The sequence below is a fragment of the Methylobacterium sp. Leaf89 genome, from assembly GCF_001422215.1.
In the GTDB taxonomy this organism is placed as follows: domain Bacteria; phylum Pseudomonadota; class Alphaproteobacteria; order Rhizobiales; family Beijerinckiaceae; genus Methylobacterium.
On the sequence record NZ_LMML01000027.1, the window covers coordinates 195,873 to 220,440 of the forward strand.

Sequence of the window (24,568 nt, forward strand, 5' to 3'; positions counted from 1 at the left end):
AAGGGGCTTCGGGAAGGGGCTTGTGCCGCGGATTTCTCCCTCGCCCCTCTGCGGGGGAGGGTGGTCTCGCAGTAACCGAGAGAGGGGCGCGCCGCATCCGAAGAGGTCTCCCCCTCTTCTGACCCGCTTCGCGGGCCACTCTCTTCCGCACAGGCGAGAGGAAGATACTCGGTCGGTCTTCGTTTTAGTCCGCAGCCCTCTGCTTTCGCCCGGATCGACCGGACAGGTCTCACGCGCTTTCGCAGGTCCTGTCCGTGCGCCTCAAACGCTCTCGCGCGCCATGCCGATGTAGAGTTCGCGCAGGCGCCGGGTGTGCGGGCCGGGGCGGCCCTCGCCAACGGCGTGGCCGTCGATGGAGACCACCGGCATCACGAAGGCCGAGGCGCTGGTGTAGAAGGCCTCGGACGCCGCCAGGGCCTCGGCGACGCTGAACAGGCGCTCCTCGAGGGCGAGGCCGGACTCCTCGGCGAGGCGTAGCACTGCCTTGCGGGTGATGCCGGGCAGGAGCGCCGTGGAGAGCGGCCGCGTGACGAGGGCGCCGCCTTTCGTGACGATGAACGCGGTCGAGGACGACCCCTCGGTGACCGCGTCGTCCTCGACCATCCAGGCCTCGGCGACGCCGGCGGCGGCGGCCTGCTGCTTGGCCAGCACCTGGGCCAGGAGGGCCACCGACTTGATGTCCCGGCGCTTCCAGCGCAGGTCCGGCACGGTGATGATCTTGGCGCCGGTCTCGGCGAGCGGGTTGGCCGCCACGGTCTTGGCCTGGGTGAACATCATCACCGTGGGCGCGGTGCCGGCGGGGGGATAGGCGAAATCGCGCTCGTACACGCCGCGCGTGACCTGCATGTAGACCAGTCCCTCGGTCAGCCCGTTGCGGGCGATGAGCGCGGTCTGCAGGCCGATCCACTCGGCCAGGCTGTGCGGGTTGGCGATGTCGATCTCGCCCAGCGAGCGGTCGAGGCGGGCCAGATGCGCCTCGTTGTCCACGAGGCGACCGTCGAGCACCGCCGAGACCTCGTAGATCCCGTCGGCGAAGAGGAAGCCCCGGTCCATGATCGGCACGCGCGCCTCGGCGAAGGGCAGGAAGTCGCCGTTCAGGTAGACGATGCGGGCCTGGGACACGGGGTTACCTCTTCGGTCCGGGTGGGGCGGGTCGGGGCAAGCAGGATTCGTGCGGAGCTCAGCTTGCGCCGAACACCCGGGCGAAGATCGTGTCCACGTGCTTGAAGTGGTAGCCGAGATCGAAGCACTCCTCGATCTGCTCCGGGCTCAGAGCCGCGGTGACGTCGGCATCGGCCTTGAGGAGCGTGAGGAAGTCGCCCTCGCCGCGCCAGACCGGCATCGCGTTGCGCTGGACCAGGCGGTAGGCGTCCTCGCGGGAGACGCCGGCCTGGGTCAGGGCCAGCAGCACCCGCTGCGAGTGGACGAGGCCGCCGAGCTTGTCGAGATTGCGCTGCATGGTCTCGGGGTAGATCAGCAGCTTGTCGATGACGCCGGTGAGACGCGCCAGCGCGAAGTCGAGGGTGACGGTGGCGTCCGGCCCGATCATGCGCTCCACCGAGGAATGCGAGATGTCGCGCTCGTGCCAGAGGGCGACGTTCTCCATGGCGGGCAGGGCGTAGGCGCGCACCATGCGGGCGAGACCCGTGAGGTTCTCGGTGAGCACGGGGTTGCGCTTGTGCGGCATGGCCGAGGAGCCCTTCTGCCCTTCCGAGAAGAACTCCTCCGCTTCCAGCACCTCCGTGCGCTGCAAGTGGCGCACCTCGATGGAGAGGCGCTCCACCGAGGAGGCGACCACGCCCAGGATGGCGAAGAACATCGCGTGGCGGTCGCGCGGGATGACCTGGGTCGAGACCGGCTCCGGCGTCAGGCCCATGGCCTCGGCGACGTAGGCCTCAACCCGCGGATCGATGTTGGCGAAGGTGCCGACGGCGCCCGAGATGGCGCAGGTGGCGATTTCCTCCCGCGCGGCGACGAGGCGGGCGCGGTTGCGCTCGAACTCCGCGTAGGCTTGCGCCAGCTTCAGGCCGAAGGTGACCGGCTCGGCGTGGATGCCGTGCGAGCGGCCGATGGTCGGCGTCATCCTGTGCTCGAAGGCCCGGCGCTTGAGGGCGGCGAGCAGGGCGTCGACATCCTTGATCAGCAGGTCGGCGGCGCGCACGAGCTGGACGTTGAGGCAGGTGTCGAGCACGTCCGACGAGGTCATGCCCTGGTGGACGAAGCGCGCCTCGGGGCCGACGATCTCGGCCAGGTGCGTCAGGAACGCGATGACGTCGTGCTTGGTCACCGCCTCGATGGCGTCGATGCGGGCCACGTCGAAGACCGCGTCGCGGCCCTTCTCCCAGATCGCGTCGGCGGCCTGCTTCGGGACGACGCCGATCTCGGCCAGCGCGGTCGTCGCGTGGGCCTCGATCTCGAACCAGATCCGGAAACGCGATTCGGGCGACCAGATCGCGGTCATCTCGGGGCGGCTGTAGCGGGGGATCATGCGGGCGCCTCGGTCAACGCGTCGGAAAAAGGGGCAACGGGATCAGGCGCGCCTAGCATGGGCGGCGACCGCGCTCAACGCGCCCCCCCCCGGCGGCCGCCGACGCCGTCCGGCGCGAAGCGCAGCGAATCGGAGCGTCACGGCCGCCGCAGGCACGGGCCACGGCCCGGCAGCGCTGGCGCAGAACCCTGCCGATGCCCCCGATCCGGTCGCAACACGCGTCCGACGCCCCATGAGACCGTGGCAGAAAAGGAACAGCCCTGTCGGATCAGCCGTTTTCGGAGTCGTTCCAAGTTTGCGAACCGCGCAGGGATTGCGCAGTGCGAAGAGGATGTTGCCGCTTTGTTTCCAGGGGTTCTAAGAACGATTGAAAAAGATGAAGCCCTAAACGAGCGCCGTCGCCTCTTGCTTGAAAAATAGGCTCGCCCCAAGGGACAAAGACGCCCTGCAACTGCTTAGCGGGCGAACTCTCAAGCACAGATGAACTACAGGCGGGCGATAAAACGATGAGCACGACAGCAGGATTACGACTGATCGCACCCCTCCTGTGCGGAACGGCCCTCACGGCCATCGCCCAGGCCCAGCCAGTCGGGCCGCGCGACGGAACGACCGTCACCCTGGATCAGCTCAGCGTCGAGGGCCTGCCGGGCAACACGGTCGGCTACGTCACCCGCGCCACCCGCAGCGCGACCAAGACCGACACGCCGCTCCTCGACACCCCGCAATCGATCACGGTGGTAAGCCGCCAGCAGATCCGGGACCAGAACGTCCAGAACCTTACCGAGCAGCTGCGCTACGTGCCGGGCGTGATTCCGGCCCAGGGCGAGAACAACCGCGACGAGGTCGTCATCCGCGGCCAGAAGACCAACGCGGACTTTTTCGTCAACGGCGTGCGCGACGACGTCCAGTACTTCCGCGACCTGTACAACATCGAGCGGATCGAGGTGCTCAAGGGTCCGGATTCGCTGATCTTCGGGCGCGGCGGCGGCGGCGGCGTGATCAACCGCGTCCTCAAGGAGGCCGACGGCCTGCGGGTGCGCGAGATCGTGGCCGGCGGCGGTCAGTTCAACCAGAAGCGCGTGGCGCTCGATGTCGGCGACCGCATCAGCGACAGCGTGTTCTTCCGCCTCAACGGCGTGTTCGAGGACAGCGAGACCTACCGGCAATTCGGGAAGCTGCAGCGCTACGGCATCAATCCGACGATGACCTTCCTGCTCGGCCCGGCCACCACCCTGAAGCTCTCCTACGAGTTCTTCCACGACGACCGCTTCCCGGATCGCGGCATCCCCTCGCAGAACGGCCGGCCGTACAACTACCGCAACAACACCCGCACCTTCTTCGGCAACCCGACCGTGAACCGGACGGCGGTCGATGCCAACATCGCCACGGCGACCCTCGATCACACGTTCGAGTCCGGCGTGCAGATGCGCAATCAGCTGCGCTTCGCCGACTACAACCGCTTCTACTCGAATTCCCTGCCGGCCGCGCCGGTCAACGCCGCCGGCACGCAGGTGCCGATCACGATCTACCGCAGCGAGACCAACCGGACCAACTACTTCAGCCAGAACGACTTCACCTACAAGTTCCTCACCGGCGACGTGAAGCACACGCTGCTCGCCGGTTTCGAGCTCGGCTACCAGGAAGGCCTCGCCTTCCGGGAGACGGGCTTCTCCCGGGTGGGCGACAGCCTCGTCACCAGCGTGGTTGTGAACCCGATGTCGCCGATCTCCAGGGCACCGGTGACCTTCCGCAACAACGGCACCACGGACGCCAACGTTCGCTACGACCTCGGCCTGGCCGCGGCCTATGCCCAGGACCAGATCGACCTCAACGAGTACGTCCAGATCGTCGGCGGCCTGCGCTACGACTATTTCGACTTCTCCGCGCGGGGCCGGGCCACGGGCCTGACCAACGAGCGCGTCGACAACCTCGTCTCGCCCCGCGCCGGCCTCGTGATCAAGCCGCTGGCGAACCTCGCCTTCTACGGCAGCTACAGCGTGTCCTACCTGCCGTCCTCGGGCGACCAGATCGGCGCGTTCACGCCCGGCCTCGTCATCGCCAGGCCGGAGGGCTTCCAGAACCTCGAAGTGGGCGTGAAATACGACGTGACGCCGACCTTCCAGGTCACCGGCGCCCTGTACAATCTCGACCGCACCAACCAGCGGCTGCCCGACCCGAACAATGCGGGCTTCTTCCTCCTGTCGGGCAGGACCAACACGGAAGGCGCCGAGATCGGCGCCAACGGCTACCTCACCGATTGGTGGCAGATCGCCGGCGGCTACGCCTTCACCGATGCCCGCATCGAAAGTGCCGTCTCGTCCACCATCGTGAAGGGCAACACCGTCGGGCTGGTGCCGTTCAACAGCGTCTCCCTCTGGAACAAATTCGACCTCACGCCCGAATTCGGCATCGGCATCGGGGTGATCCACCAGACCCACGCCTTCGCGACCTCGGACGACACCGTGCGTCTGCCGAGCTACACGCGCTTCGATTTGGGGCTGTTCTACCAGGTCAGCGAGTCGGTCCGGGCCCAGGTGAACATCGAGAACCTGTTCGACCGGCGCTACATCTACACCGCCGACAACAACCAGAACCTCACGCCGGGCGCGCCGCGCACGATCCGGGCGCAGATCATCGCCAAGTTCTGAGGGTCACGCGCGGCGGGTGGCGCTACTCCACCCGCTGCCAGCCGGGGCCCATCAGGCGCTCCTGCGGCGTGAAGCGGGCCTTGTAGTCCATCTTGCGCGAGCCCTCGACCCAGTAGCCGAGATAGAGGTAGGGCAGGCCGAGATCGGCGGCGCGGCGGATGTGGTCGAGGATCATGTAGGTGCCGAGCGAGCGGTGCGCCTCGGCCGGATCGTAGAACGAGTAGACCATCGACAGGCCGTCCGCGAGAACGTCGGTCAGGCAGAGGGCGACGGTGGGTCCGGTGCCGCGCCCGTTGATCGCGGTGTCGGGCCCGCGCCGGCGATAGTTCACCAGGTGGGTGTCGACGTGGCTGTCCTCGATCATCATGGCGTAGTCGAGCACGGTCATGTCGACCATGCCGCCGTCGCCGTGGCGGGCGTCGAGGTAGCGCCGGAACAGGGCGTACTGCTCCGAAGCGGGACGGTTGGGCTCGGGATTGCCCACGAGGTCGGCACTGCGCTGGAGGATGCGGCGCTGGCTGGCCGAGGGACGGAAATCGGAGACCACCACCCGCACCGAGATGCAGGCCCGGCAGGATTCGCAGGCCGGCCGGTAGGCGATGGTCTGCGAGCGGCGGAAGCCCCCCTGCGTCAGGATCTCGTTGAGGTCGCGGGCGCGGCGCCCCACCAGGTGGGTGAAGACCTTCCGCTCCTCCTGGCCCGGCAGGTAGGGGCACGGGGAGGGCGCCGTCAGGTAGAATTGCGGGGTGTCCCGGGAATGGCTCGTCACGCTTGTCTGTCGCTCGCCGCGTGCCGGGTGCGCACCGCGCACCCCGAGACTTGAGTGTATCCGCAACGCGGGCCGGCTCAACTCCCTGAGAGGGTTCCGCGACGATTTCGTGCGAAACCGGGATCGTGCTGTCAGGCCGAGAGCGGCCGCGTGGTCGAAGACGTGCGTCGACGCGACGCCGGAGGCGATTGCGTCAGCCGGCCCGCACCACCGCGAGGCCGAGGATCAGGTCGTGACCGAGGCGGCGATCGGCCCGCACCAGGCCGATGCCGACATCCAGCACCCAGAGCAGGAAGGCCGAGGCCACGGCCACGTAGAACAGCAGCGCGTGGATCGCGGCGGTGAGGTAGTCCACGCGCGCGCCGCTCTCCGGCGCGACGACGCGCAGGCCCATCATCCGCATGCCCCAGGTGCTCTGGGCCGGGCCGCCGACCGTGATCGCGCTGTAGAGGATGCCGCTCGCCGGCAGGATCGCGAACAGGGTCCAGCCCAGCCCGAAGGTAAGGACGCCGATCACCGTGATCAGCAGGGTGAGGAGGGCGGTGAATCCGAAGATGAACAGGATGTCGAGGAGATAAGCGAGGAAGCGCGCGCCCAGGCTGCCCCGGACATAGGGCACCGGGACCTGGGGGGCGTAGCCGGTCTGGCAGCGATCGGCGTAGGGGCTTTGCGTCTCGCGCATGGGGCGCTCCTGAATCGCGCTCGCGGACTGAGCGGCGGCGTTCTGAGGTGAGAGATGGGCGTGCGCCCCAGGAGACTCAAGGATAGGAGACTCAAGGACAGGAGACTCAAGGACATGAAACTCACGGACGAGAGACGCTAGGACGAAACTCGGGCATGCGCCGCGAGATCACCGCGGCCCCGCGGTCTCACGGGGGCGGGCGGCCGGCCGGCACCGGCTGGCCGCCCGGGTCCGCGTCTGCGGCCTCGGGGGTCTCGAGATAGTAGTGGCGCAACAGGAACAGGCGTGCCCCGTTGACCGGTCCGGCCTCGGTAGCGAGGCCGAGGAGTTCCGCACCGGGACCGAAACGGCAGGTGACCCAGCGCTGACGCGCGGCCTGGCCGGGCCGCCCCGCCACCGCGTAGTCGACCCGGAGCTCGTCCGGCGTCGCGCCCGCGCCGATGCGCAGGAGCTTCACCGCGGTCTCGGGGGGCGCGAGCGCGGGCACGACCCGCCGGCAGATCATGGCGCGCTGACGATCGACCGAACTGACGCAGCCGGCGAGGCCGAGGAGGGCGACGCCGGCGGCGAGCGCGATGCGGAGCCCGCGCGCGGCCGGTCCGGGGCTCACGCGCCGGCGCGCAGCCGCTCGGCGACCCGCAGGGCATAGTAGGTGAGCACGCCGTCGGCGCCCGCGCGCTTGAAGGCCAGCAGGCTCTCGACCATGGCGCGCTCGCCGTCGAGCCAGCCGTTGCGGGCGGCGGCCTCGATCATCGCGTACTCGCCCGAGACCTGATAGGCGAAGGTCGGCACGGCGAATTCGTCCTTCACCCGGCGGATGATGTCGAGATAGGGCAGGCCGGGCTTCACCATCACCGAATCGGCGCCCTCCGCGATGTCGAGGGCGACCTCCCGGATGGCCTCGTCGGAATTGCCCGGGTCCATCTGGTAGGTGCGCTTGTCGCCGACCAGGGCCGCCTGGGTGCCGATGGCGTCCCGGAACGGGCCGTAGAAGGCGCTGGCGTACTTGGCCGCGTAGGCCATGATTTGAACGTCGCGAAACCCGGCCCGGTCGAGGCCGGCCCGGATCGCGCCGACGCGCCCATCCATCATGTCGGAGGGCGCGATGATGTCGGTGCCGGCTTCGGCCTGGATCAGACTCTGCTCGACCAGGAGAGCCACGGTCTCGTCGTTGAGGATGGCGCCGTCCTCCAGCAGGCCGTCATGGCCGTGGCTGGTATAGGGATCGAGGGCGACGTCGGTCATGATCCCGAGCTCGGGCACCGCCCGCTTCACCGCCCGCACCGCCCGGCAGACGAGGTTGTCGGGGTTGAGCGATTCCGAACCGGTGGGATCGCGCAGGCTGGGCTCGGTGTAGGGAAAGAACGAGATCGCCGGGATGCCCGCGCGGGCGGCCTTCTCGGCGTCCCGCACGATCTCGTCGACGCTGAGGCGCTCGACGCCCGGCATCGACGCGATGGGCTCGCGCCGGCCCGACCCCTCGATCACGAAGAGCGGCCAGATCAGGTCATCGACCGTGAGGGTATTCTCGCGCACGAGGCGGCGCGACCATTCGGCCTTGCGGTTTCGGCGCGGGCGCTGGGTGATGCCGAGCGAGGCCGGGCGAGCGGCCTCCTGGGCCGTCTCGACCGCCAGGGGACGCGGGGTCGCTGGTTCGTTGGTCATCGTGGGCGAACTCGATGGTTTTCGCCCCGGGCCGTGACCGGGAGCGGCCTTGGCCGGGGCGGGCGAGCACGGGCCTAACACATCCGGAAAAGCCTCCGAAACCCGTGATGCCGACGCAGGGATGGCTGGTCTTCGTCCACGGCAGGCCTGCGCCACGCGCACAGCGCAAGGGCCTCCGGAAACGTCCCTCCGATTGACGCCAAGCGCCAAAACCTCGTCTAAGCAGGCGATCCAGGCGGGAGGACCCATCCCTGGCGGGAGGACCCATGGCGGAAACGGGCGAAGCGGAGATCCTGTTCGAGCGGCGCGGGGCGGTGGGCCTCGTGACGTTGAACCGGCCGCGCGCCCTGAACGCCCTGTCCCTGGCGATGCTCGGGGCGATGCAGGCGCAGCTGGACATCTGGGCCGGCGACGCGGCGGTGACGCGGGTGGTGCTGCGCGGCCGGGGCGGGCGCGCCTTCTGCGCCGGCGGGGACATCCGCCAGATCTACGCCCTCGCCAAGGCCGGCGCGCACGCGTCGGTCGATGCCTTCTGGCGCGCCGAGTACGGCCTCGACGCCACCGTGAAGCGGTTCGCCAAACCTGTGGTCAGCCTGATCGAGGGCCTGGTCATGGGCGGCGGCAACGGCCTCTCCGTCCATGGCAGCCATCGGGTCTCGTCGGAAAGCTACAGCTTCGCCATGCCGGAAGTCGGGATCGGCCTGTTTCCCGATGTCGGCATGACCTTCGTGCTGCCGCGCCTGCCGGGATCTACGGGAACCTACCTCGCCCTGACCGGCGCCCGCATCGGACCGGGCGACGCCCACGCGGTGGGTCTGGCCACCCACCACGCCGCGGCGGGGGATTTCGACGGGATCGTCGACGATCTGGCCTCCGGCGCGCCGATCGCGGCGGTGCTCGGCGCCCATGCGCGGCCGGTGCCCGAGCCCGGGCCCCTGGTCGCGGCACGGGCCTGCATCGACGCGTGCTTCTGCGCCGACACCGTCGCGGAGATCCTGGCGCGCCTCGATGCGGACGGCGCACCCTTCGCCACCGAGGCCGCCGCCCTGATGCGCACGCGCTCGCCCACCAGCCTGGTTCTGGTGCGCGAGCAGATGCGCCGCGGCGCGGGCCTGAGCTTTCCCGAGGCGATGCTCACGGAATACCGGATGGTCAGCGCCCTGATGCGCGGCCACGACTTCTTCGAGGGCGTGCGCGCGGCCGTCATCGACAAGGACGGCGCGCCCGCCTGGGATCCCGCTACCCTGGACGCCGTCGACCCCGCGACGATCGCCGCGGCCTTCGCAGCCACGGGCGGGCCGGAGCCGTCCTTCACCGGATCGTCCTAGTCATGAGAAGAGGTCCGGCGTGCGCGGATTGACCAAGGTCCCCGGCTCCCGCGAAATCCGCGGACGCAATCAGGACGGGGGTGCCGACCGGATCGAGCGTGCGCCCCAGGTGCCGCAGACCGGCTGGGACGTGGTGCTGGTCTGGTTCATGCGCCTCACCGCCCTGTTCTGGCTCGCGAAGGCCGTCGCCACCTGGGCCGGCATCCTCGACATCCTGCCCGGCGGACGCCCCTTCGAATCGGAGACGCTCGGGCGCCAGAGCGTGATCGTCTACTTCGCGGTGATCGATCCGATGGCCGCGGTGGGCCTCTGGCTCACCAGCGCCTGGGGCGGTGTCGTCTGGCTGCTGGCCGCCACCAGCGCGCTCACCCTGGCGGTCCTGACCCCGCAGCTCCTGCCAATAGTGCCCGTCTACCTGGCAATACAGGCCGGGATTATTGCGTTGTATTTTATCTTGTCTTTCCTGGCGGCGCGGGAAATCCGGTAAACGTCGGGTTACGACGTTCGCTTCATCTTGCATTTACCCAGAGAGGTAAATCGCAAATTCATCCTATCGCTTAAACCGTCTTTCATCTGCGACTCCTAGGTTGGCTTCATGAGCGGTGGCGAAGAACACCGGCCCTGAAGCACAGAGATCTGAAGAGGCCCACGATGAAGTCCCAGGCTGCCAAGGTTAGCAAGACCGAAACCGCTCCCGAGACCGTCCCGGCCCACGGCTCGTATCTTGAGGCTCTGCACCTCGTCGAGCGCCTGCACCGCCGCCTCCTCGACGTGATCAAGGACGAGTTCGAGCGTCGCGACCGCGAGGACGTCAACAGCGTCCAGGCGCTGCTGCTTTACAATATCGGCGACAAGGAACTCACCGCGAGCGAGCTGCGCACCAAGGGCTACTATCTGGGCTCGAACGTCTCCTACAACGTCAAGAAGCTCGTCGAGGCCGGCTACCTGCACCACGCCCGGTCGAAGACCGACCGCCGCTCGGTCCGCATCAGCCTCACCGACAAGGGCCGTCAGGTCCACGACATCATCCAGAGCCTCTACGACAAGCACGCCCGCACCATCCAGCCGATCGGCGGCATCTCGGACGACGATTTCGGCCGCCTCAACACGGCGCTCAGCCGCCTGGAGCGCTTCTGGACCGACCAGATCCGCTACCGCCTCTAGGACCGGATCGCGGGCGATCGCGGCACCGCGCAAGCCCGGCTCGCCGGGCTTGTTCGCGTTCCGGGGCCCCGGTGACGGCGTCCCGCTCCGTCAGGAACCCGCGTGCTCGGCCGATTCCTCGCCCGCCGGCTTGCCGTCGTCCCGGGCGCGGTGGAGCATGAAGATGGCGAACACCATCGTGAGGATCAGGCCGGCGAGAACGCCGAGCTCGATCATCGAGGCCTGGAACAGCGCCTGCTTCTCCGGCGACCAGTCCTTGGCGTGGGTGATCTCCGACGACTGCAGGGTGATGACGAGGACCCGTCGGATCGAGGCGATGAGGCCGACGATGAGGAAGGGCTCGCAGGTCAGCTTGCCCGAGCGCATCGACACCCGCACCGTGTGCAGGATCTCGATCAGCATCAGCAGGAACAGCAGCCGATCGACCACCTCCAGGATCTGATCGGCCCCGCCCAGGTGGCGCACGGCTTCCCAGGTCAGCGCGGTGGCGTCGATCAGGGCGACGAGGGCGGTCAGGGCGAGGAGGATTCCGAGCGCCGCGTAGATCGCGTGCTCGGTGTGCAGGAAGACGAAGCTCGCCGCACGCGTGAGCCGGCCCTGATCGTCCCGGTCGTCGGACATGACGCGCTCCTCCTCTGTCGGGTCGATCAGACAGGATCGGCGGGCGGGCGTCCAGGGTGGCCACGCTTCGAGAGCGTGCCGGCCGGAGCGCCCGGGCCGGGCGACGCGATCACGACCGCGTCAGCCCCGGACGAGGATCGGCCGAAGGGGCCCGCGATCGGTCACAGCATGTCCTCGACCCGGATCGGCAGGGACCGGATCCGGCGGCCCGTGGCGTGGAACACCGCGTTGGCGATCGCGGCGTTGACGCCGATGATCCCGAGCTCCCCGAGGCCCTTGAGGCCGAGGGGATTCACGCCGTCGTCCGGGTCCGGCACGAGCAGGGCCTCGACCTCCGGCGCGTCCGCGGCGGTGGCGACGAGGTACTCGGCCAAATCCGCGTTGCGGTAATGGCCGCGGTCGAGGATCGTCTCCTCCAGGAGCGCCGAGCCGAGCCCCCAGATCATCCCGCCGGTGAGCTGACTCCGGGCGGTCAACGGGTTGAGGACGCGGCCGGCCGCGAAGGCGCCGAGGAGGCGCGGCACCCGGATCTCGCCGGTCTCGTCGTGGACCAGCACCCGCGCGAACTGGGCGCCGAAGGCCCAGGACACGGCCTTGCCGCCGGCGCCGGTCCCGAGGGCCATCCGGCCCGATCCGACCGCCTCCAGGGCCTCCGGCCCCGACCCCTCGGGGGTGAAGGCCGCCACCGTCTCGATCCCGTTCGGGTCGAGGCCCGCGACGAGCGCCGCCAGCGGGCAGGTCCGCCCGTCCGGGGCGACGAGATCGCCCGCATGCGGGCGCAGCGTGGCGGGATCGGCTCCGGCCAGGGGACCGGATCCGATCGCGGCCCGCACCAGGCGGGCCCGGAGGGTCTCGCAGCCCTGTGCCAGGGTGTGGAGCAGGCTGGTCGTGGTGGCGGAGCCACCCGAGAGCCCGGCCGCCGGCAGCGCCGTATCGCCCAGGGAGACCGTGACGGCCTCGGGCGTGGTGCCGAGCCACTCGGCGGCCCCGAGGGCGAGCAGCGTCGTGATCCCGTTGCCGATCTCGTGATGGGCGGTGGCGACGGTGGCGCGGCCATCGGCCCCGAGGTGGATCCGCATCGTGGCGGGGGAGATCTTCACCGGCCGGGCCGAGGCGGCGCAGCCGAGCCCGATCCGCCAGGGGCCGTCGCGCATCCGCCCCGGTTCCGGATCGCGCGTCGCCCAGCCGAAGGCCTCCGCGCCGGCCTCGAAGCAGGCCATCAGCGGGCGCGAGGAGAACGGCTTCCCGGAGATCGGGTCGGCGGCCGTGTCGTTGCGACGGCGCAGGGCGATCGGGTCGATCCCGAGGGCGACCGCCATCTCGTCGACGGCGCTCTCAAGGGCGAAGAGGTAGGGCACCTCGGGTGGCGCCCGCATCGGCCCGGGGGTGTTGCGGTCGACCCGCACGGCGCGCTCGTCGGTGCGGACGGCCGGGCAGGCATAGAGGCTCGCGGTGACGTCGGTGCCCTCCATGGCGAAGGGATCGAAGCGCGAGGCGATGACCGCGGCCTCGTGCACGAGGGCGGTGAAGCGCCCGTCGGCGCTCGCCCCGAGGCGGATATCGTGCCGGCTTTCCGGACGGTAGTTGGCGATGGTGAAGCCGTCCCGGCGGCTCGCGACCAGGGATACCGGCCGCCCGAGGGCGCGGGCCGCCAGGGCGACCGGGGCCGTGTACTGCGCCAGGGCGAGCTTCGCGCCGAAATGGCCGCCGATCAGGCCCGAGACCACCCGGATGTCGCCCGGATTGAGGCCGAGCTGCGCGGCGAGCCCGTGCCGGACCGCGCCGATGTAGCGCGACGGCTCGTGGACCGTGAGGCGCGGGCCGTCCCAGGTGCAGGTGGTGGTGAACAGTTCGATCGGGTTGTGGTGCTGGATCGGCGTCGCGTAGCGGGCGGACACGGCGACGTCGGCCCGCGCCAGGGCGTCGTCGGCGTCGCCGATCCGGGGGTCGTGGTGCTCCGGCTTCAGGTCGGCGAGGCGCACGACCTCGGCCCCGGGCGCGTCGAATCCGTCGGCGAAGGCCTCGGCCGCGTAGTGTACTCGGGTGCGGGCTGCCGCCGCGCGGGCCGTCTCGACGGTCTCCGCCACCACCAGGGCGACGATCTGACCGGCATACGCGACCGCGTCCGATCCCAGCGGCAGGTGCCCGCTGTTGGCGTAGCCCCCGGCCATCAGGTGCTTCACCGGCCGGATCGCGCCAGCGAAATCCCGATGGGTGAAGATGCGCAGGCACCCCGGGACCGCCTGCGCGGCGGCGAGGTCGAAGCCGGTGATCCGTCCGCGCGGGATGGTGCTGGTGACCAGGGCGGCGTGGGCCAGACCCGGCAGGCGGGTGTCGGAGGCGTAGACCGCCGTACCCGTGACCTTGGCGCCGCCCTCGACGCGGGGATGCGGATGCCCCAGCCAGGCGGGGGGATCGCGCAGATCGGTCGGTCTCGCCATCGGGCTCTCCTCGCCTCACGGCAGGGGTAACCGCCGTTCCGGGCCGGCCGATCCGGGCGCGACCGCGAGTCGCTCGGGAGTCCCCGTCGCGTCGCGAGGACAGGCCCTCAACCCAGGAAGGGACGCAGGTGGTCCAGCACCAGGTCCGGTGCCTCCTCCTGCAGCAGGTGTCCGCAGGGGAGGGCGTGCCCCTCCACCCGGTCGGCCGTCTCGCGCCAGGTGGCGGCGACGTCGTAGAGTTCGCCGACCGTGCCCTGCGCGCCCCAGAGGGCGAGGAGCGGCGCGGTGACCCGGCGTCCGGCGGCGGCGTCGGCGGCATCGTGGTCGAGGTCGATCCCGGCCGCGGCGCGGTAATCCTCGCAGATCGCATGGAGGCTGCCGGGCGCGCGGTAGCAGCGCAGATATTCCCGGATCATCGCCTCGCTCGGGATCCCGGGCGTCCGGCTCTGGCCCGCGAGGTGATGGCGCAGATAGGCCTCCGGGTCGGCGCCGATCATCCGCTCGGGCAGGGGCGCCGGCTGGATCAGGAAGAACCACCAGAAGTACCGGGTCGCGAAGGCCCGGTCGGTGCGGGCGTACATCGTCAGCGTCGGGGCGATGTCGAGGACGGCGAGGCGGTCCACCGCGGCGGGGTGGTCGAGGGCCAGGCGATGCGCGACGCGGCCGCCCCGATCGTGCCCGACGACCGCGAAGCGCTCGTAGCCGCAGGCGTGCATCAGCGCGACGGCATCGGCCGCCATGGCCCGCTTGGCGTAGGGGGCGTGATCGGCCGTCGAGTCCGGTCGATCCGAGTCGCCGTAGCCGCGCAGGTCGGGGGCGACCACCGGATGGCCGGCCTCTCGAAGCCGGGGCGCCACCGCGTACCAGGTGGCGTGGGTCTGCGGATGACCGTGCAGGAGCAGCACCGGCAGACGCGGCCCGCCCGGGGACAGGGCGACCCGGAGGCGCAGGTCGGGCAGCGTCGCGTCGGCGAGGTCGAAGCCCGACAGGAACGGACACGGCCCGCGGCTGAGGAGAGCGATCGGCGGCATGGTGTCCCCGGAAACGTCGCGGACAGGGTTCGACCGTCCCGGCGCCGCAGCTGTGCCGTCGGTGCCGGGCAGGGATTCGGCCCGGGGCGAGGATGGCACGGGCGGCGCGCGGCGGCGAGACTGCCGCGCCCGTGCCGGGCCGGCCATCGGGGGCGGCTGCGTCGGGGGGACCGCGCGTCTCAGCCCTTCCAGTTCTTCAAGGCCCCGAACGGGCTCAGCGCCGGGTCGGCCGCCGGCGGGTTCAGCACCGGCTCGACCTGCGCGATGGCGTCCGCCAGGGAGAAGGCCGAGCCGCTGGTCAGCTTGCCGCCGGCGGCATCCTTGTGGCCGCCGCCGCGAAAGCGCCGCGCGCCTTCCAGGGCGGTCTCGTTGTTGGAGCGGAAGGACATGGTTCCCGCCCGCTGCACATTGAGCACGCGCTTGGCCCGGCCGCTCTCCATGATCAGGTCCGAGACCCGCTGGAAGGTGCCGGAATCGAGGCCGAAGGACATCAGCGTGCCGTCCGAGAGGGGATGGAACAGGTCCGAGCGGGCGAGCACCCGGGCGATGCGCATGCGGGTGGTGAGGGTGCGGTCGTCGCCTTCGTCCTCTGCGAGGTAGCCGTCGAGGATCGCCTTGCGCAGGGCCGGCACCTGGCCCTCGATCACGGCCGGGGAGGCGCCCTCGCCGAGGAGGCGGGCCGCGCCGAGGAGGAGGTCGCCGACGAACCGGTCGTGCCAGGGATGCCCGATGGGCACGAGGTTCGAGACGTTGTCCCAGAACATCTCGTCGAGGCTCAGGCCGTTGCGGAAGGCCGGCCGGTCCTTGCGCCACAGATCGACGGCATCGACCGCCGTCACCAGGGCGCCGAGGATCGGATCCGCGCCGGTCTCGCGGGTCGCGTAGAGGGCCCGGTGCTCGTAGGCCATGCGGGTGGCGCAGCAGGCCTCGTCGATGAGCACGACGATGTTCGGATCTTCCAGGTCGAAGCGCTGCAGACTCGGCACCGTGGGATCGGCCTGCGGTGCGAGGCCCTGCTCGCGCAGCTGGTCGACCGAGGAGGCGTGGTGATCGAGGACGACGAGGCGGTGGCGTGCCGTCGGATCGCGGCGGCGGTTCAGGGCGGCGAAGTTGCGGATGAAGGTCACGGCCACCGCCTCGAGGCCGAGGTCGGTCATCACGATCATTTCCGGGGCGGACGCCTTGCCGAGGCGCTTCAGCTCGGTCTCGACCACCGGCCCGACATCGGAATAGCGCGGCACGTGCACGATGCGGGCGACCTCGGCGAACTGGCCGACCACCGTGGAGGCGCCGTAGCCGTCGAGGTCGTGGTGGGTGATCTGAGTGATGTTCAAGAACCTGTCCTCGGGCGAATCGCCAAGCGCGGGCTTCGGCTGTCCTGGGCGCCCTTATGCGGTACGCCCCGGTCCACGGCGAGCCCCCGCGCCGTGAGCCGCGGCGAGGCTGCGTCGGTTCCGCGGTGGATCGAGATCCGTCAGGGCTTGATTCCCGTGCCCGGACCGGGATTCTGCGAACAGACCACGAACACCAGCGACAGAACGATCGGAGGAACGTCCGCGATGGACCCGGACGACGCGGGCGCGATCCGCAAGATCATCCATATCGACATGGACGCCTTCTACGCCTCGGTGGAGCAGCGCGACGACCCGGCGTTGCGGGGCCGCCCGGTCGCGGTGGGCGGATCGCGCGAGCGCGGCGTGGTGGCGGCGGCGAGCTACGAGGCGCGGGCCTTCGGCGTCCGCTCGGCCATGCCCTCCGTCACGGCGCGCCGGCTCTGCCCCGACCTGGTCTTCGTCAAGCCGCGCTTCGAGGTCTACCGGGGGATCTCGGAGCAAATCCGGGCGGTCTTCGCCGAGCATACCGACCTGGTCGAGCCCGTCGCCCTCGACGAGGCCTATCTCGACGTGACGGAGAACCGGCAGCGTCTGCCGACCGCCACCGCGGTGGCCCGCGCGATCCGGGCCTCGATCCGCGCGCAGACCGGCCTCGTGGCCTCGGCGGGCGTCTCCTACAACAAGTTCCTGGCCAAGGTGGCGTCCGACTTCCGCAAGCCCGACGCCCTGTTCGTGATCACCCCCGCCATGGGGCCGGCCTTCGTCGAGGACCTGCCGATCGGGCGCTTCCACGGGATCGGCCCCGTCACCGAAGCGCGGATGAAGGCACTCGGAATCCTGACCGGACGCGACCTGCGCGCCCTCAGCCTGGAGACCCTGACGAAGCGGTTCGGCGCCTCGGCGCCCTACTATTATGGGGTGTCGCGGGGCATCGACGTCCGTCCGGTCCGGGCGAACCGGATCCGGAAATCCATCGGCGCCGAGAACACCTTCTCGGAGGACTCTGCCGATTACGGGGTGCTCGCGGGGCGCCTGGCGCCGATCCTCGACAAGGTCTGGGGCGCCGCCACCGCCAGGGAGGTCCGGGCCCGCACGGTGACGCTCAAGGTGAAGTTCGCGGATTTCGAGCAGATCACCCGGGCCCGCTCGCTGCCCGGCTTCGTCCCGGACCGCGCCGTCCTGGAGGAAACCGTTCTGGTCCTCCTGCGCGACCTGTTCCCCCTGCGGCGCAGCGTCCGCCTCCTCGGCGTCTCCCTCTCCGCCCTGGAACACGGCCCCGCGCCCGAGCCGCGCCAGCTCGGCCTCGGATTGTAGAGGCGCGCCCGGTTCCCCGGTGTCAGGGACACGCCGCCACGCCGGCGACGCGCCGGCCGCGCCGCAGAACGAGGAGGAAAGCGAGGCCGACCGCCGCCATTGCTGACCCCGCCACCGAGACCGCCGGATAGCCTCCGCCGAGGTCGATCACGAGGCCGCCGAGGGCCGCACCGATGGCGTTGCCGAGGTTGAACGCACCGATGTTCAGGGCCGAGGCGAGGTTGGGCGCCTCGCCGGCCTCCGCCATCACCCGCATCTGTAGGGGCGGCACAGGGCGAAGCTCGCGACGCCCCAGAGCAGGATGAGCGGGGCGGCGACCCAGCGCGAGTCCATCCCGACGGCGAACACCCCGAGCAGCAGGACCAGGGCCACCAGGGAGGCGATGATGGTTCCGTCCACCGTGCGGTCGGCCAGGCGTCCGCCGGCCCAGTTCCCGAGGGTCAGGCCGACGCCGTAGACCACCAGCATGGCTGTGACGAAGGAGGCGTCCGCCCCCGTCTCGATGCGCAGGATCGGGACGATGTAGGTGAAGACCGTGAACATGGCGCTCGACCCGAGGACCGTGAGCGCGAGGGCGCCGAGGACGGCCGGCCGCGCCACGACGCGCAGCTCCGCGCGGATGTCGGGGGCGCCGTCCACGGGCAGGGGCGGCAAGGCCAGCCGCAGCGACAGCATCGCGACGGCGCCGATGCCGGCGATGCCCCAGAAGGCCGCGCGCCAGCCCAGCGCCTCCCCCACCCAGGCGGCGAGGGGCACGCCGCCGATCGTCGCGATGGTCAGGCCGGAGAACATCGCGGCCACGGCGGCCGCACGCCGCTCGGGCCGTACGAGGCTGGCGGCCACCACCGATCCGATCCCGAAGAAGGCGCCGTGGTTGAAGGCCGTGACGATCCGTGCCGCGAGCAGCATCGCGTAACCGTCGGCGAGGGCCGAAATCACGCTGCCCACTGTGAAGATGCCCATCAGGCCCACGAGAAGCGCCCGGCGCGGCACCCGCGCGAAGGCGAGGGTCATCAGCGGGGCGCCGATCAGGACGCCGAGCGCATAGGCGCTGACGAGCAGGCCGGCGGCCGGGATCGAGACGCCGAGATCGTTCGCGATCAGCGGCAGCATGCCCATCGGCGAGAATTCGGTGACGCCGATCCCGAAGGCTCCGATGCTCAGCGCCAGCAGGGCAGGATGGATTGTCATGGGGGTTGCCTCTCGGTCATTGTTCCCGACAGGCACATGATGCAGCGCGACACCGGCCGGTAGCCCGATCTCCGGACCGACATCTGTGCGTCAGGAGCACGAATGCCGCGAGACCGAATCGACCGGACGGGGGAGATGGCGGCCTTCCTCGCCATTGCGCGAGACGGCAGCCTGTCCGCGGCGGCCCGCGGGCTGGGGCTGACCGCCTCCGCCGTCAGCCGCATCGTCGCCCGCCTGGAAGCACGCCTCGGCGTGCAGCTGATCGTGCGGACCACCCGGACGCTGCGCCTTACCGCCGAAGGCGAGAGCTATGCCCGTGCCGCGCGCCGCATCCTCGCCGATATCGCCGAGAGCGAGAGCGCGGTCGCCGATCAGGCCTCCCCCCGCGGTCGGGTCCGGATCAGCACCGCCTCCGCCCATGGGCGTCTGGTGATCGTGCCGTTGCTGGCGGAATTCGTGACGCGCCATCCCGGCATCAGCGTCGACATCGACCTCAGCGACCAGGTCGCCGACATCCTCGGCGGACGGGCCGATGTGGCGATCCGCTTCGGGACTTTACCGGACAGCCCGCTCACCGCGCGCCGCCTCGGCGACACGGGCCGGACGGTCGTGGCCTCGCCCGCCTATCTGGCGCGGGTCGGAACGCCGGAGATCCCCGCGGATCTCGCCCGACACAACTGCCTCGACTTCAACTTCCGCCGCGCCGAGCCCGGGTGGCCGTTCCGGGAGGAGGGACGCGATTACCTCCTGGCGGTCTCCGGCTCCATGTCCGCCAACAACGGCGAGACGCTGGTCCAACTCGCCCTCGGCGGCATGGGCATCACCCGTGTCGGGCGCTTCCACATCGCCGACGAACTGGCGAGCGGGCGCCTCGTGCCGCTGCTGGAGCGCTACAATCCGCAGGACCGCGAGGCCATCCATACGGTCTTCGTCGGCGGCCCGTCGATGCCGGCGCGCGTCCGGGTGCTGATCGACTTCCTGGCGGAGGCGCTGCGCTCGCCGAGGGGATCACCGCCGCCCGTCACTCTCAGCCCAAACGAAAGGGGCGCCACCCTTTCGGACAGCGCCCCCTCGGATCAGCCGGTCCCGCGGGCGGGACCCGCGATCGCCCTTAGTTGAAGGGATCGATCTCGGCGGACTCGTAGCTCGTCACTTCCATGCCGACGCAGACTTCCTGGACGATGGGGGCAGACCACTTCATGACATCTCTCCTGGTTGGTTTGGGGGTATGAAAGCCGAACCCGGATGGGTTCGATCCACTCTTCGACGAGAAACAGCCTCGAAAGGCCGCGCCTTAGTTGAAGGGATCGATCTCGGCGGACTCGTAGCTGGTGACTTCCATGCCGACGCAGACTTCCTGGACGACGGGGGCGGACCACTTCATGGGAAACTCCTTCGTGTTCGACGTCCCTGATATGCCGTTGTGTTGGGCACAATACAAGTGGACGCTACACTTATATTTCTCATAGGATCGCGGGAAAGTTCACATCCTGCACCCGAGCGTTGCCGCGCTTTCGGCCCGGCACTCCGGACACCGGAGATATGATGCCGGCACCTCGCCCGTGCGAGGGAGTCTGCGATAAGTCGGCCCCGGACCGGACGGCAGGGGCGCCACGGGTGCGGAGGAAAGATCCGGCCGAGGCCGGTTTCGGCTTGACGCCCCGGGGAGGGGAGGCGCACTGACGCGCCGCCGAACGGGCCTGCGCGGGGGTCACGACTCACCGCGCGGCGCGCGCTTCGGCTCCCTCTCGACGATTCCGATGCCCAGCGACAATCCAGACCGATCGCCCGCGCCGTGCGCGGCCGCCTCCGCTTCCTTCGCCTGACGCCCCGCTGACCGGGCCCGGGCGGCCCGGCGCGGGACGGCCCCTCACGGCCGGATCGCGCGCCCTGCGAGGTGAGCCCATGAACGAGATAGCTTCCTTCCCGACCGGCATCGATCCGGCCGTGCTCGCCGCTCGCCTGTCGGATGAGCGCGCGCCCGACATCGTCGAGGCGCTCAACGACGAGGCGCCCGAGGTCGCCGCCGCCATCCTACTGGGCCTGCCCGTGGAGCGGGCGATCGAGGTGCTCGATCAGCCCGAGCTCGACTGCGCCGCCGACATCATCGAGATGCTGCCGCGCGACCGGGTCGCCTCCTACCTGTCGGGCATGTCGGCCGACCGCATCACCGACCTGTTTCGCGAAATCGAGGAGCCCGGCCGCTCGGACCTGCGCGCCCGTCTCGACGCCGAGACCCGCGGGGCCGTCGACCGGCTGAGCACCTACGGCGAGGAGACCGTCGGCTCGCTGATGACCACGGAATTCGTCGCCGTGCCGGGCAACTGGACGGTGCAGCAGACCCTCGACCACGTCCGCCAGGTCGAGAAGACCCGCGAGACCATCTACGCGATCTTCGTCCTCGACCCGCGCACCCGGGCCCTGACCAAGGCGGTGCCCCTGCGTCGGCTGATCTCGGGCAATCCGGGCGACAACGTGCTCTCGGTGGCCCCGAACCGACGTCCGCTGGCGGTCTCGCCCACGGCCAGCCGCGAGGAGGCCGCCCGTCTGATCTCGCGCTACGACCTCCTGGCGCTCCCCGTCATCGACGCGGTCGGGCACGTCATCGGCATCGTCACGGTGGACGACATGATCGACGCGATGGTCGAGAAGCAGACCCAGGACGTGCAGCGCTTCGGCGGCATGGAAGCCCTGCCCGAGCCCTACATGGACATCGGCTTCGGCACGATGATCCGGAAGCGGGCGGGCTGGCTCTGCGCGCTCTTCCTCGGCGAGATGATGACGGCCACCGCCATGCAGGGCTTCGAGGGCGAGCTCGAAAAGGCCATCGTGCTGACCCTGTTCATCCCGCTGATCATGAGCTCGGGCGGCAATTCCGGCAGCCAGGCCACCTCGCTGCTCATCCGCGCCCTGGCCCTGCACGAGGTGCGCCTGCGCGACTGGTGGCGGGTGGCCCTGCGCGAGGTGCCCACCGGCCTCGTGCTCGGCACGATCCTCGGCGCGATCGGCATCGTCCGCATCGTGGTCTGGCAGAAGACCGGCCTCTACGACTACGGCGAGCACTGGATGCTGGTGGCAGCGACCGTGGGGGCGGCCCTTATCGGCATCGTCACCTTCGGCTCGCTCACCGGCTCGATGCTGCCGTTCCTGCTGCAGCGCCTCGGCTTCGATCCCGCCACCGCCTCGGCACCCTTCGTCGCCACCCTCGTCGACGTCACGGGCCTCGTCATCTACTTCTCGGTGGCGATGCTGATCCTGCGCGGAACGCTGCTGTAGAGTTTGTCAGGGATACGTGGAAACCGGTTGTCCCGGTAAGACAAACGGACAAGAAAGGAATCCGGAGTCTGTCTGGTTCCGGATGAACCTGACAGACTCGAAGGCCGCTTCAGGCCCGGGGCCGGAGGCTCAGGTCGCTGAGCACGGAGGTGGCGAGGCGGTCCGGCCCGATCTCGTGGGCGGAGTAGCCGACGAGGGCGGCGAGACTCTCGCGGGCCCGCCAGACGCGGCTCTTCACCGTGCCGATCTTGCAGCCCATCACCCTGGCGGCCTCGTCGTAGGTCATGTTGTCGATGGCCACCAGCGTCAGGGCCTGGCGCAGGGTCGTGGAGAGCCGCCCGATGGCAGCGTTGACGTCCTCCAGGTCGAGGACGGCGCCCTGCGCCGGCAGGGTCACCAGCTGCGCGGCGTAGCTGCCGTCGCTGTCCTCGACCTCGTGCACGCGCTTGCGCTGGCCGGAATAGAACGTGTTGCGCATGATGATGGTGAGCCAGCCGCACACGTTGGTGCCCGGCGTGAAGCTCTCGCGGTACATCCAGGCCCGCAGCATCGTGTCCTGGACCAGATCGTCGGCGCGCGCGGCGTCGCGGGTCAACGAGAGGGCGTATTTGCGCAGCCCCGGCGCATGGTCCCGGAGCCCCTGGCGGACCTCGGCCGTGAGAGTCTCGCCGCGGGCGGCGAGCACCGCCTCGAGACGGGCGAGCAGCACGGCGAACCGGTCGGGCGGGTCGTTATCGAGGGAGGCATAGGCATCGCGCAGGTGCTGCCCGAGGGTTCGTCGGATCGACGGCGCCAGCGGGGGAGCGTTCTCGGGACGGAGGCGGGTCGACGCATCGGATCCAGATTGCGATGTCATCCAGTCACTTCTCATTCGGCCGGGAAGGGCATGAGCCCGATCCCCCTCAGTCCGCCCGAGTGTGCAAAACGAGAGATTTATCCGCATCAACACAGGTTAATGGGAAGACCTTCAAAGATTTATGCGCGAAATCGTACGTTTACGTCTGGATCGAGAGACAACCCGGCAAAAGTCTTCTCGAGAATATACATGATAGCGAGACGCAAAGAGCCCGCCACGGCCATTGCCGGGCGGGCCGAGTCCTGGGAGGCGTGTCCTGGGAGGCGAGTCCCGGGAGGAACGCGTGATGCGTCGTTCTTCAACCCTGCAGGAGAGCAAGTGTTCACTGCCGAGCGTCCGCGACAGGGCGATGTCACGCGTCCATCGGCCGAAGCCGGACCTGGCCTGATCGACGGTGCAGGCGCCCCGGTGCGTCGCGGCATTCGACAGGCCCCCCCTCCGGGTCAGGCGCGCTCGATCAGGCGGAGATATTCGGCTTCGGGTACGCCGTAACTGCCCCCCGCCACGGCCAGCAGGCCGGTCCGGTCGAGAACCCCGATCCGCCCGCGACGTGCCTTGATCAGGCGGTTGCCCTCTAGGAGCTGCAGGGCGAGGGTCACCGTCGTGCGCTGGACGCCGAGCATGAAGGACAGGAAGTCATGGGTCACGGTGAGCTCGTCGCCGATGACCCGGTCGTGGCACATGAGCAGCCAGCGGGCGAGCCGGACCTCGATGTTGTAGCTCGCGTTGGCGAACGCGGTCTGCGCCGTCTGGACCAGGAGGGTCTGGACGAACCGCAGCAGCAGGTTGCGCAGGGTGAGGCTCTCCTCGGTGGCGGCCATCAGCACGGCGGCGTCGATGGCCAGCATCTCGCCCGCGTTCTGGACGAAGTGGTCGTAGGGCGTGCGGTCACTCCCCAGCAGCACCGGTGCGGCACCGACCACGCCCTCGGGCCCGATGATGCCCACCTCGACCCTGCTCGTCCCGGAGGTCGTGATCGACGCGTAGCCGGCCTCCGGGAAGTAGAGGTCCTGAATCGGTCGATGCGGATAAATCAGGCCTTGGCGCAGCTCCGTCGTCATCGCGCGCAGGTGCGGCTGAAGCAACCGATAGTCACCTGGCGAGAGACGTTTGAGCAAGCGGTTACGGACGGCAGATTGCTCTAGCAGCGACACGGGCCTGTCCCTTGGGGCAAGAGCACAAATAGTCTCTCACGGACCCATATTCAGGAATATATACAAGCGATTTTGCGACTATCTGTACGATGCGAGACAAAGGCAAGCCCGCCAGGAGATCTGTCGGGTAGACGACATTCCTCCAATGTCGGGCACAACACCAAAGGCGTCGTGCCCTGTCCGACATGCTTCTTTGGGATTTATGAACGCTGCGGTTCGGGGAATATCGCAACGAACCGAGGGTCCTGGCCGTAGTGACGCAAGGGTTCGGCCGTTCTCGGCCGATGATCCTGCGAGCACGGCTCGGTTGGTCAACGCGCAGACGGAGCAGCCCGGACTCGGTCGGGGGAGGGGTACGACACCGTGACGGGTTGGGTGAACGCGAGAGGGTGCGATCGCGCGCGGCGACAGGCACCGGAGCGGTGTCGATGACGGCGTCGCACTCCAATCCGGATTTGCCGCATCGCCTAACCCTGCACGATGACGACGATGTGATGATTCCGCTGATCCGGAAGCTGGAGCGGTTCGGGCCGGTATCGACCGAAGATCGCGCGATCCTGACGCGGCTCTGTGGAGCCATCACGCTCGTCGGACCGCGCATGGAGA

Annotated in this window: 21 protein-coding genes and 1 pseudogene; 7 read left to right on the forward strand and 15 right to left on the reverse strand. The window is 69.7% G+C overall.

What is annotated here, in order from left to right; translation table 11 throughout:
- Positions 1–261: 261 nt before the first annotated feature.
- Positions 262–1,122 (reverse strand): D-amino-acid transaminase, encoded by an 861-nt coding sequence (locus ASF18_RS11070; RefSeq protein WP_056213696.1) that lies wholly within the window; start codon positions 1,120–1,122, stop codon positions 262–264.
- 58 nt (positions 1,123–1,180) lie between these two features.
- On the reverse strand, positions 1,181–2,488 hold the full coding sequence (purB, locus tag ASF18_RS11075) for an adenylosuccinate lyase (RefSeq protein WP_056351559.1): 1,308 nt from the start codon (positions 2,486–2,488) through the stop codon (positions 1,181–1,183).
- 506 nt (positions 2,489–2,994) lie between these two features.
- On the opposite strand from purB, the gene ASF18_RS11080 reads away from it, so the two are divergent.
- On the forward strand, positions 2,995–5,136 hold the full coding sequence (locus ASF18_RS11080; protein WP_056351565.1) for a TonB-dependent siderophore receptor: 2,142 nt from the start codon (positions 2,995–2,997) through the stop codon (positions 5,134–5,136).
- A 22-nt stretch (positions 5,137–5,158) separates the two neighbouring features.
- Here ASF18_RS11080 and ASF18_RS11085 read toward each other — a convergent pair whose 3' ends face one another.
- The 4 genes from ASF18_RS11085 to hemB all read right to left on the reverse strand — a co-directional run bounded on the left by ASF18_RS11085 (position 5,159) and on the right by hemB (position 8,252).
- A complete protein-coding gene (locus tag ASF18_RS11085) occupies positions 5,159–5,905 on the reverse strand; it encodes an arginyltransferase (protein WP_056213690.1) in 747 nt (248 codons plus the stop codon).
- A gap of 193 nt (positions 5,906–6,098) precedes the next feature.
- Entirely contained in the window at positions 6,099–6,587 is a 489-nt protein-coding gene (locus ASF18_RS11090; protein ID WP_056351568.1) for an RDD family protein, read from the reverse strand.
- A gap of 187 nt (positions 6,588–6,774) precedes the next feature.
- A complete protein-coding gene (locus ASF18_RS11095; protein WP_056351571.1) occupies positions 6,775–7,197 on the reverse strand; it encodes a hypothetical protein in 423 nt (140 codons plus the stop codon).
- Positions 7,194–8,252, reverse strand: coding sequence for a porphobilinogen synthase (hemB, locus tag ASF18_RS11100; RefSeq protein WP_056351576.1), 1,059 nt, complete (start codon positions 8,250–8,252; stop codon positions 7,194–7,196). Before hemB ends, ASF18_RS11095 begins: the two co-directional genes overlap by 4 nt.
- Before the next feature lie 266 nt (positions 8,253–8,518).
- Between hemB and ASF18_RS11105 the strand changes: the two genes are divergently transcribed.
- The 3 genes from ASF18_RS11105 (at position 8,519) to ASF18_RS11115 (ending at position 10,744) form a co-directional block, all read left to right on the forward strand.
- A complete protein-coding gene (locus tag ASF18_RS11105) occupies positions 8,519–9,580 on the forward strand; it encodes an enoyl-CoA hydratase/isomerase family protein (RefSeq protein WP_056351579.1) in 1,062 nt (353 codons plus the stop codon).
- A 19-nt stretch (positions 9,581–9,599) separates the two neighbouring features.
- The gene (locus tag ASF18_RS11110) at positions 9,600–10,067 is read left to right on the forward strand and encodes a DUF6163 family protein (protein ID WP_056274644.1); all 468 of its coding nucleotides are present in this window, start codon (positions 9,600–9,602) and stop codon (positions 10,065–10,067) included.
- Positions 10,068–10,231: 164 nt separating this feature from the next.
- Entirely contained in the window at positions 10,232–10,744 is a 513-nt protein-coding gene (locus ASF18_RS11115; RefSeq protein WP_056213676.1) for a winged helix DNA-binding protein, read from the forward strand.
- A gap of 90 nt (positions 10,745–10,834) precedes the next feature.
- Here ASF18_RS11115 and ASF18_RS11120 read toward each other — a convergent pair whose 3' ends face one another.
- The 4 genes from ASF18_RS11120 to ASF18_RS11135 all read right to left on the reverse strand — a co-directional run bounded on the left by ASF18_RS11120 (position 10,835) and on the right by ASF18_RS11135 (position 16,171).
- Complete coding sequence (locus ASF18_RS11120; RefSeq protein ID WP_056274646.1) at positions 10,835–11,365, reverse strand: phosphate-starvation-inducible PsiE family protein; 531 nt, start codon at positions 11,363–11,365, stop codon at positions 10,835–10,837.
- A 161-nt stretch (positions 11,366–11,526) separates the two neighbouring features.
- Positions 11,527–13,806, reverse strand: coding sequence for a xanthine dehydrogenase family protein molybdopterin-binding subunit (locus tag ASF18_RS11125; protein WP_056351581.1), 2,280 nt, complete (start codon positions 13,804–13,806; stop codon positions 11,527–11,529).
- A gap of 107 nt (positions 13,807–13,913) precedes the next feature.
- On the reverse strand, positions 13,914–14,837 hold the full coding sequence (locus tag ASF18_RS11130) for an alpha/beta hydrolase (RefSeq protein ID WP_056351584.1): 924 nt from the start codon (positions 14,835–14,837) through the stop codon (positions 13,914–13,916).
- 179 nt (positions 14,838–15,016) lie between these two features.
- Positions 15,017–16,171: a hypothetical protein gene (locus ASF18_RS11135; protein ID WP_056351589.1), complete on the reverse strand. Its 1,155-nt coding sequence runs from the start codon at positions 16,169–16,171 to the stop codon at positions 15,017–15,019.
- A gap of 225 nt (positions 16,172–16,396) precedes the next feature.
- Here ASF18_RS11135 and dinB point away from each other — a divergent pair, with 225 nt between their 5' ends.
- Complete coding sequence (gene dinB, locus ASF18_RS11140; RefSeq protein ID WP_056351592.1) at positions 16,397–17,485, forward strand: DNA polymerase IV; 1,089 nt, start codon at positions 16,397–16,399, stop codon at positions 17,483–17,485.
- 22 nt (positions 17,486–17,507) lie between these two features.
- Here dinB and ASF18_RS11145 read toward each other — a convergent pair.
- A pseudogene (locus tag ASF18_RS11145) lies at positions 17,508–18,676 on the reverse strand (MFS transporter).
- Positions 18,677–18,778: 102 nt separating this feature from the next.
- On the opposite strand from ASF18_RS11145, the gene ASF18_RS11150 reads away from it, so the two are divergent.
- On the forward strand, positions 18,779–19,795 hold the full coding sequence (locus tag ASF18_RS11150) for a LysR family transcriptional regulator (RefSeq protein ID WP_082487408.1): 1,017 nt from the start codon (positions 18,779–18,781) through the stop codon (positions 19,793–19,795).
- Here ASF18_RS11150 and pqqA (ASF18_RS11155) read toward each other — a convergent pair.
- Both pqqA (ASF18_RS11155) and pqqA (ASF18_RS11160) read right to left on the reverse strand, forming a co-directional pair.
- Entirely contained in the window at positions 19,788–19,877 is a 90-nt protein-coding gene (gene pqqA / locus ASF18_RS11155) for a pyrroloquinoline quinone precursor peptide PqqA (protein ID WP_056213663.1), read from the reverse strand. The two genes, ASF18_RS11150 and pqqA (ASF18_RS11155), sit on opposite strands and share 8 nt — an antisense overlap.
- Before the next feature lie 93 nt (positions 19,878–19,970).
- A complete protein-coding gene (pqqA, locus tag ASF18_RS11160) occupies positions 19,971–20,060 on the reverse strand; it encodes a pyrroloquinoline quinone precursor peptide PqqA (RefSeq protein WP_019902976.1) in 90 nt (29 codons plus the stop codon).
- A 521-nt stretch (positions 20,061–20,581) separates the two neighbouring features.
- On the opposite strand from pqqA (ASF18_RS11160), the gene mgtE reads away from it, so the two are divergent.
- Positions 20,582–21,952, forward strand: coding sequence for a magnesium transporter (gene mgtE / locus ASF18_RS11165; protein WP_056274654.1), 1,371 nt, complete (start codon positions 20,582–20,584; stop codon positions 21,950–21,952).
- 109 nt (positions 21,953–22,061) lie between these two features.
- Here mgtE and ASF18_RS11170 read toward each other — a convergent pair whose 3' ends face one another.
- Positions 22,062–22,808: a sigma-70 family RNA polymerase sigma factor gene (locus ASF18_RS11170; protein ID WP_056351595.1), complete on the reverse strand. Its 747-nt coding sequence runs from the start codon at positions 22,806–22,808 to the stop codon at positions 22,062–22,064.
- Positions 22,809–23,251: 443 nt separating this feature from the next.
- Positions 23,252–23,962, reverse strand: coding sequence for a Crp/Fnr family transcriptional regulator (locus tag ASF18_RS11175; protein ID WP_056213657.1), 711 nt, complete (start codon positions 23,960–23,962; stop codon positions 23,252–23,254).
- Positions 23,963–24,568: the final 606 nt, after the last annotated feature.

Coding starts and splice junctions, on each gene's coding strand:
- purB (WP_056351559.1), bottom strand. CDS start 2,488: ATGATCCCCCGCTACAGCCGCCCCGAGATGACCGCGATCTGGTCGCCC.
- ASF18_RS11080 (WP_056351565.1), top strand. CDS start 2,995: ATGAGCACGACAGCAGGATTACGACTGATCGCACCCCTCCTGTGCGGA.
- ASF18_RS11090 (WP_056351568.1), bottom strand. CDS start 6,587: ATGCGCGAGACGCAAAGCCCCTACGCCGATCGCTGCCAGACCGGCTAC.
- hemB (WP_056351576.1), bottom strand. CDS start 8,252: ATGACCAACGAACCAGCGACCCCGCGTCCCCTGGCGGTCGAGACGGCC.
- ASF18_RS11105 (WP_056351579.1), top strand. CDS start 8,519: ATGGCGGAAACGGGCGAAGCGGAGATCCTGTTCGAGCGGCGCGGGGCG.
- ASF18_RS11115 (WP_056213676.1), top strand. CDS start 10,232: ATGAAGTCCCAGGCTGCCAAGGTTAGCAAGACCGAAACCGCTCCCGAG.
- ASF18_RS11120 (WP_056274646.1), bottom strand. CDS start 11,365: ATGTCCGACGACCGGGACGATCAGGGCCGGCTCACGCGTGCGGCGAGC.
- ASF18_RS11125 (WP_056351581.1), bottom strand. CDS start 13,806: ATGGCGAGACCGACCGATCTGCGCGATCCCCCCGCCTGGCTGGGGCAT.
- ASF18_RS11130 (WP_056351584.1), bottom strand. CDS start 14,837: ATGCCGCCGATCGCTCTCCTCAGCCGCGGGCCGTGTCCGTTCCTGTCG.
- dinB (WP_056351592.1), top strand. CDS start 16,397: ATGGACCCGGACGACGCGGGCGCGATCCGCAAGATCATCCATATCGAC.
- ASF18_RS11150 (WP_082487408.1), top strand. CDS start 18,779: ATGCCGCGAGACCGAATCGACCGGACGGGGGAGATGGCGGCCTTCCTC.
- pqqA (WP_056213663.1), bottom strand. CDS start 19,877: ATGAAGTGGTCTGCCCCCATCGTCCAGGAAGTCTGCGTCGGCATGGAA.
- pqqA (WP_019902976.1), bottom strand. CDS start 20,060: ATGAAGTGGTCCGCCCCCGTCGTCCAGGAAGTCTGCGTCGGCATGGAA.
- mgtE (WP_056274654.1), top strand. CDS start 20,582: ATGAACGAGATAGCTTCCTTCCCGACCGGCATCGATCCGGCCGTGCTC.
- ASF18_RS11170 (WP_056351595.1), bottom strand. CDS start 22,808: ATGACATCGCAATCTGGATCCGATGCGTCGACCCGCCTCCGTCCCGAG.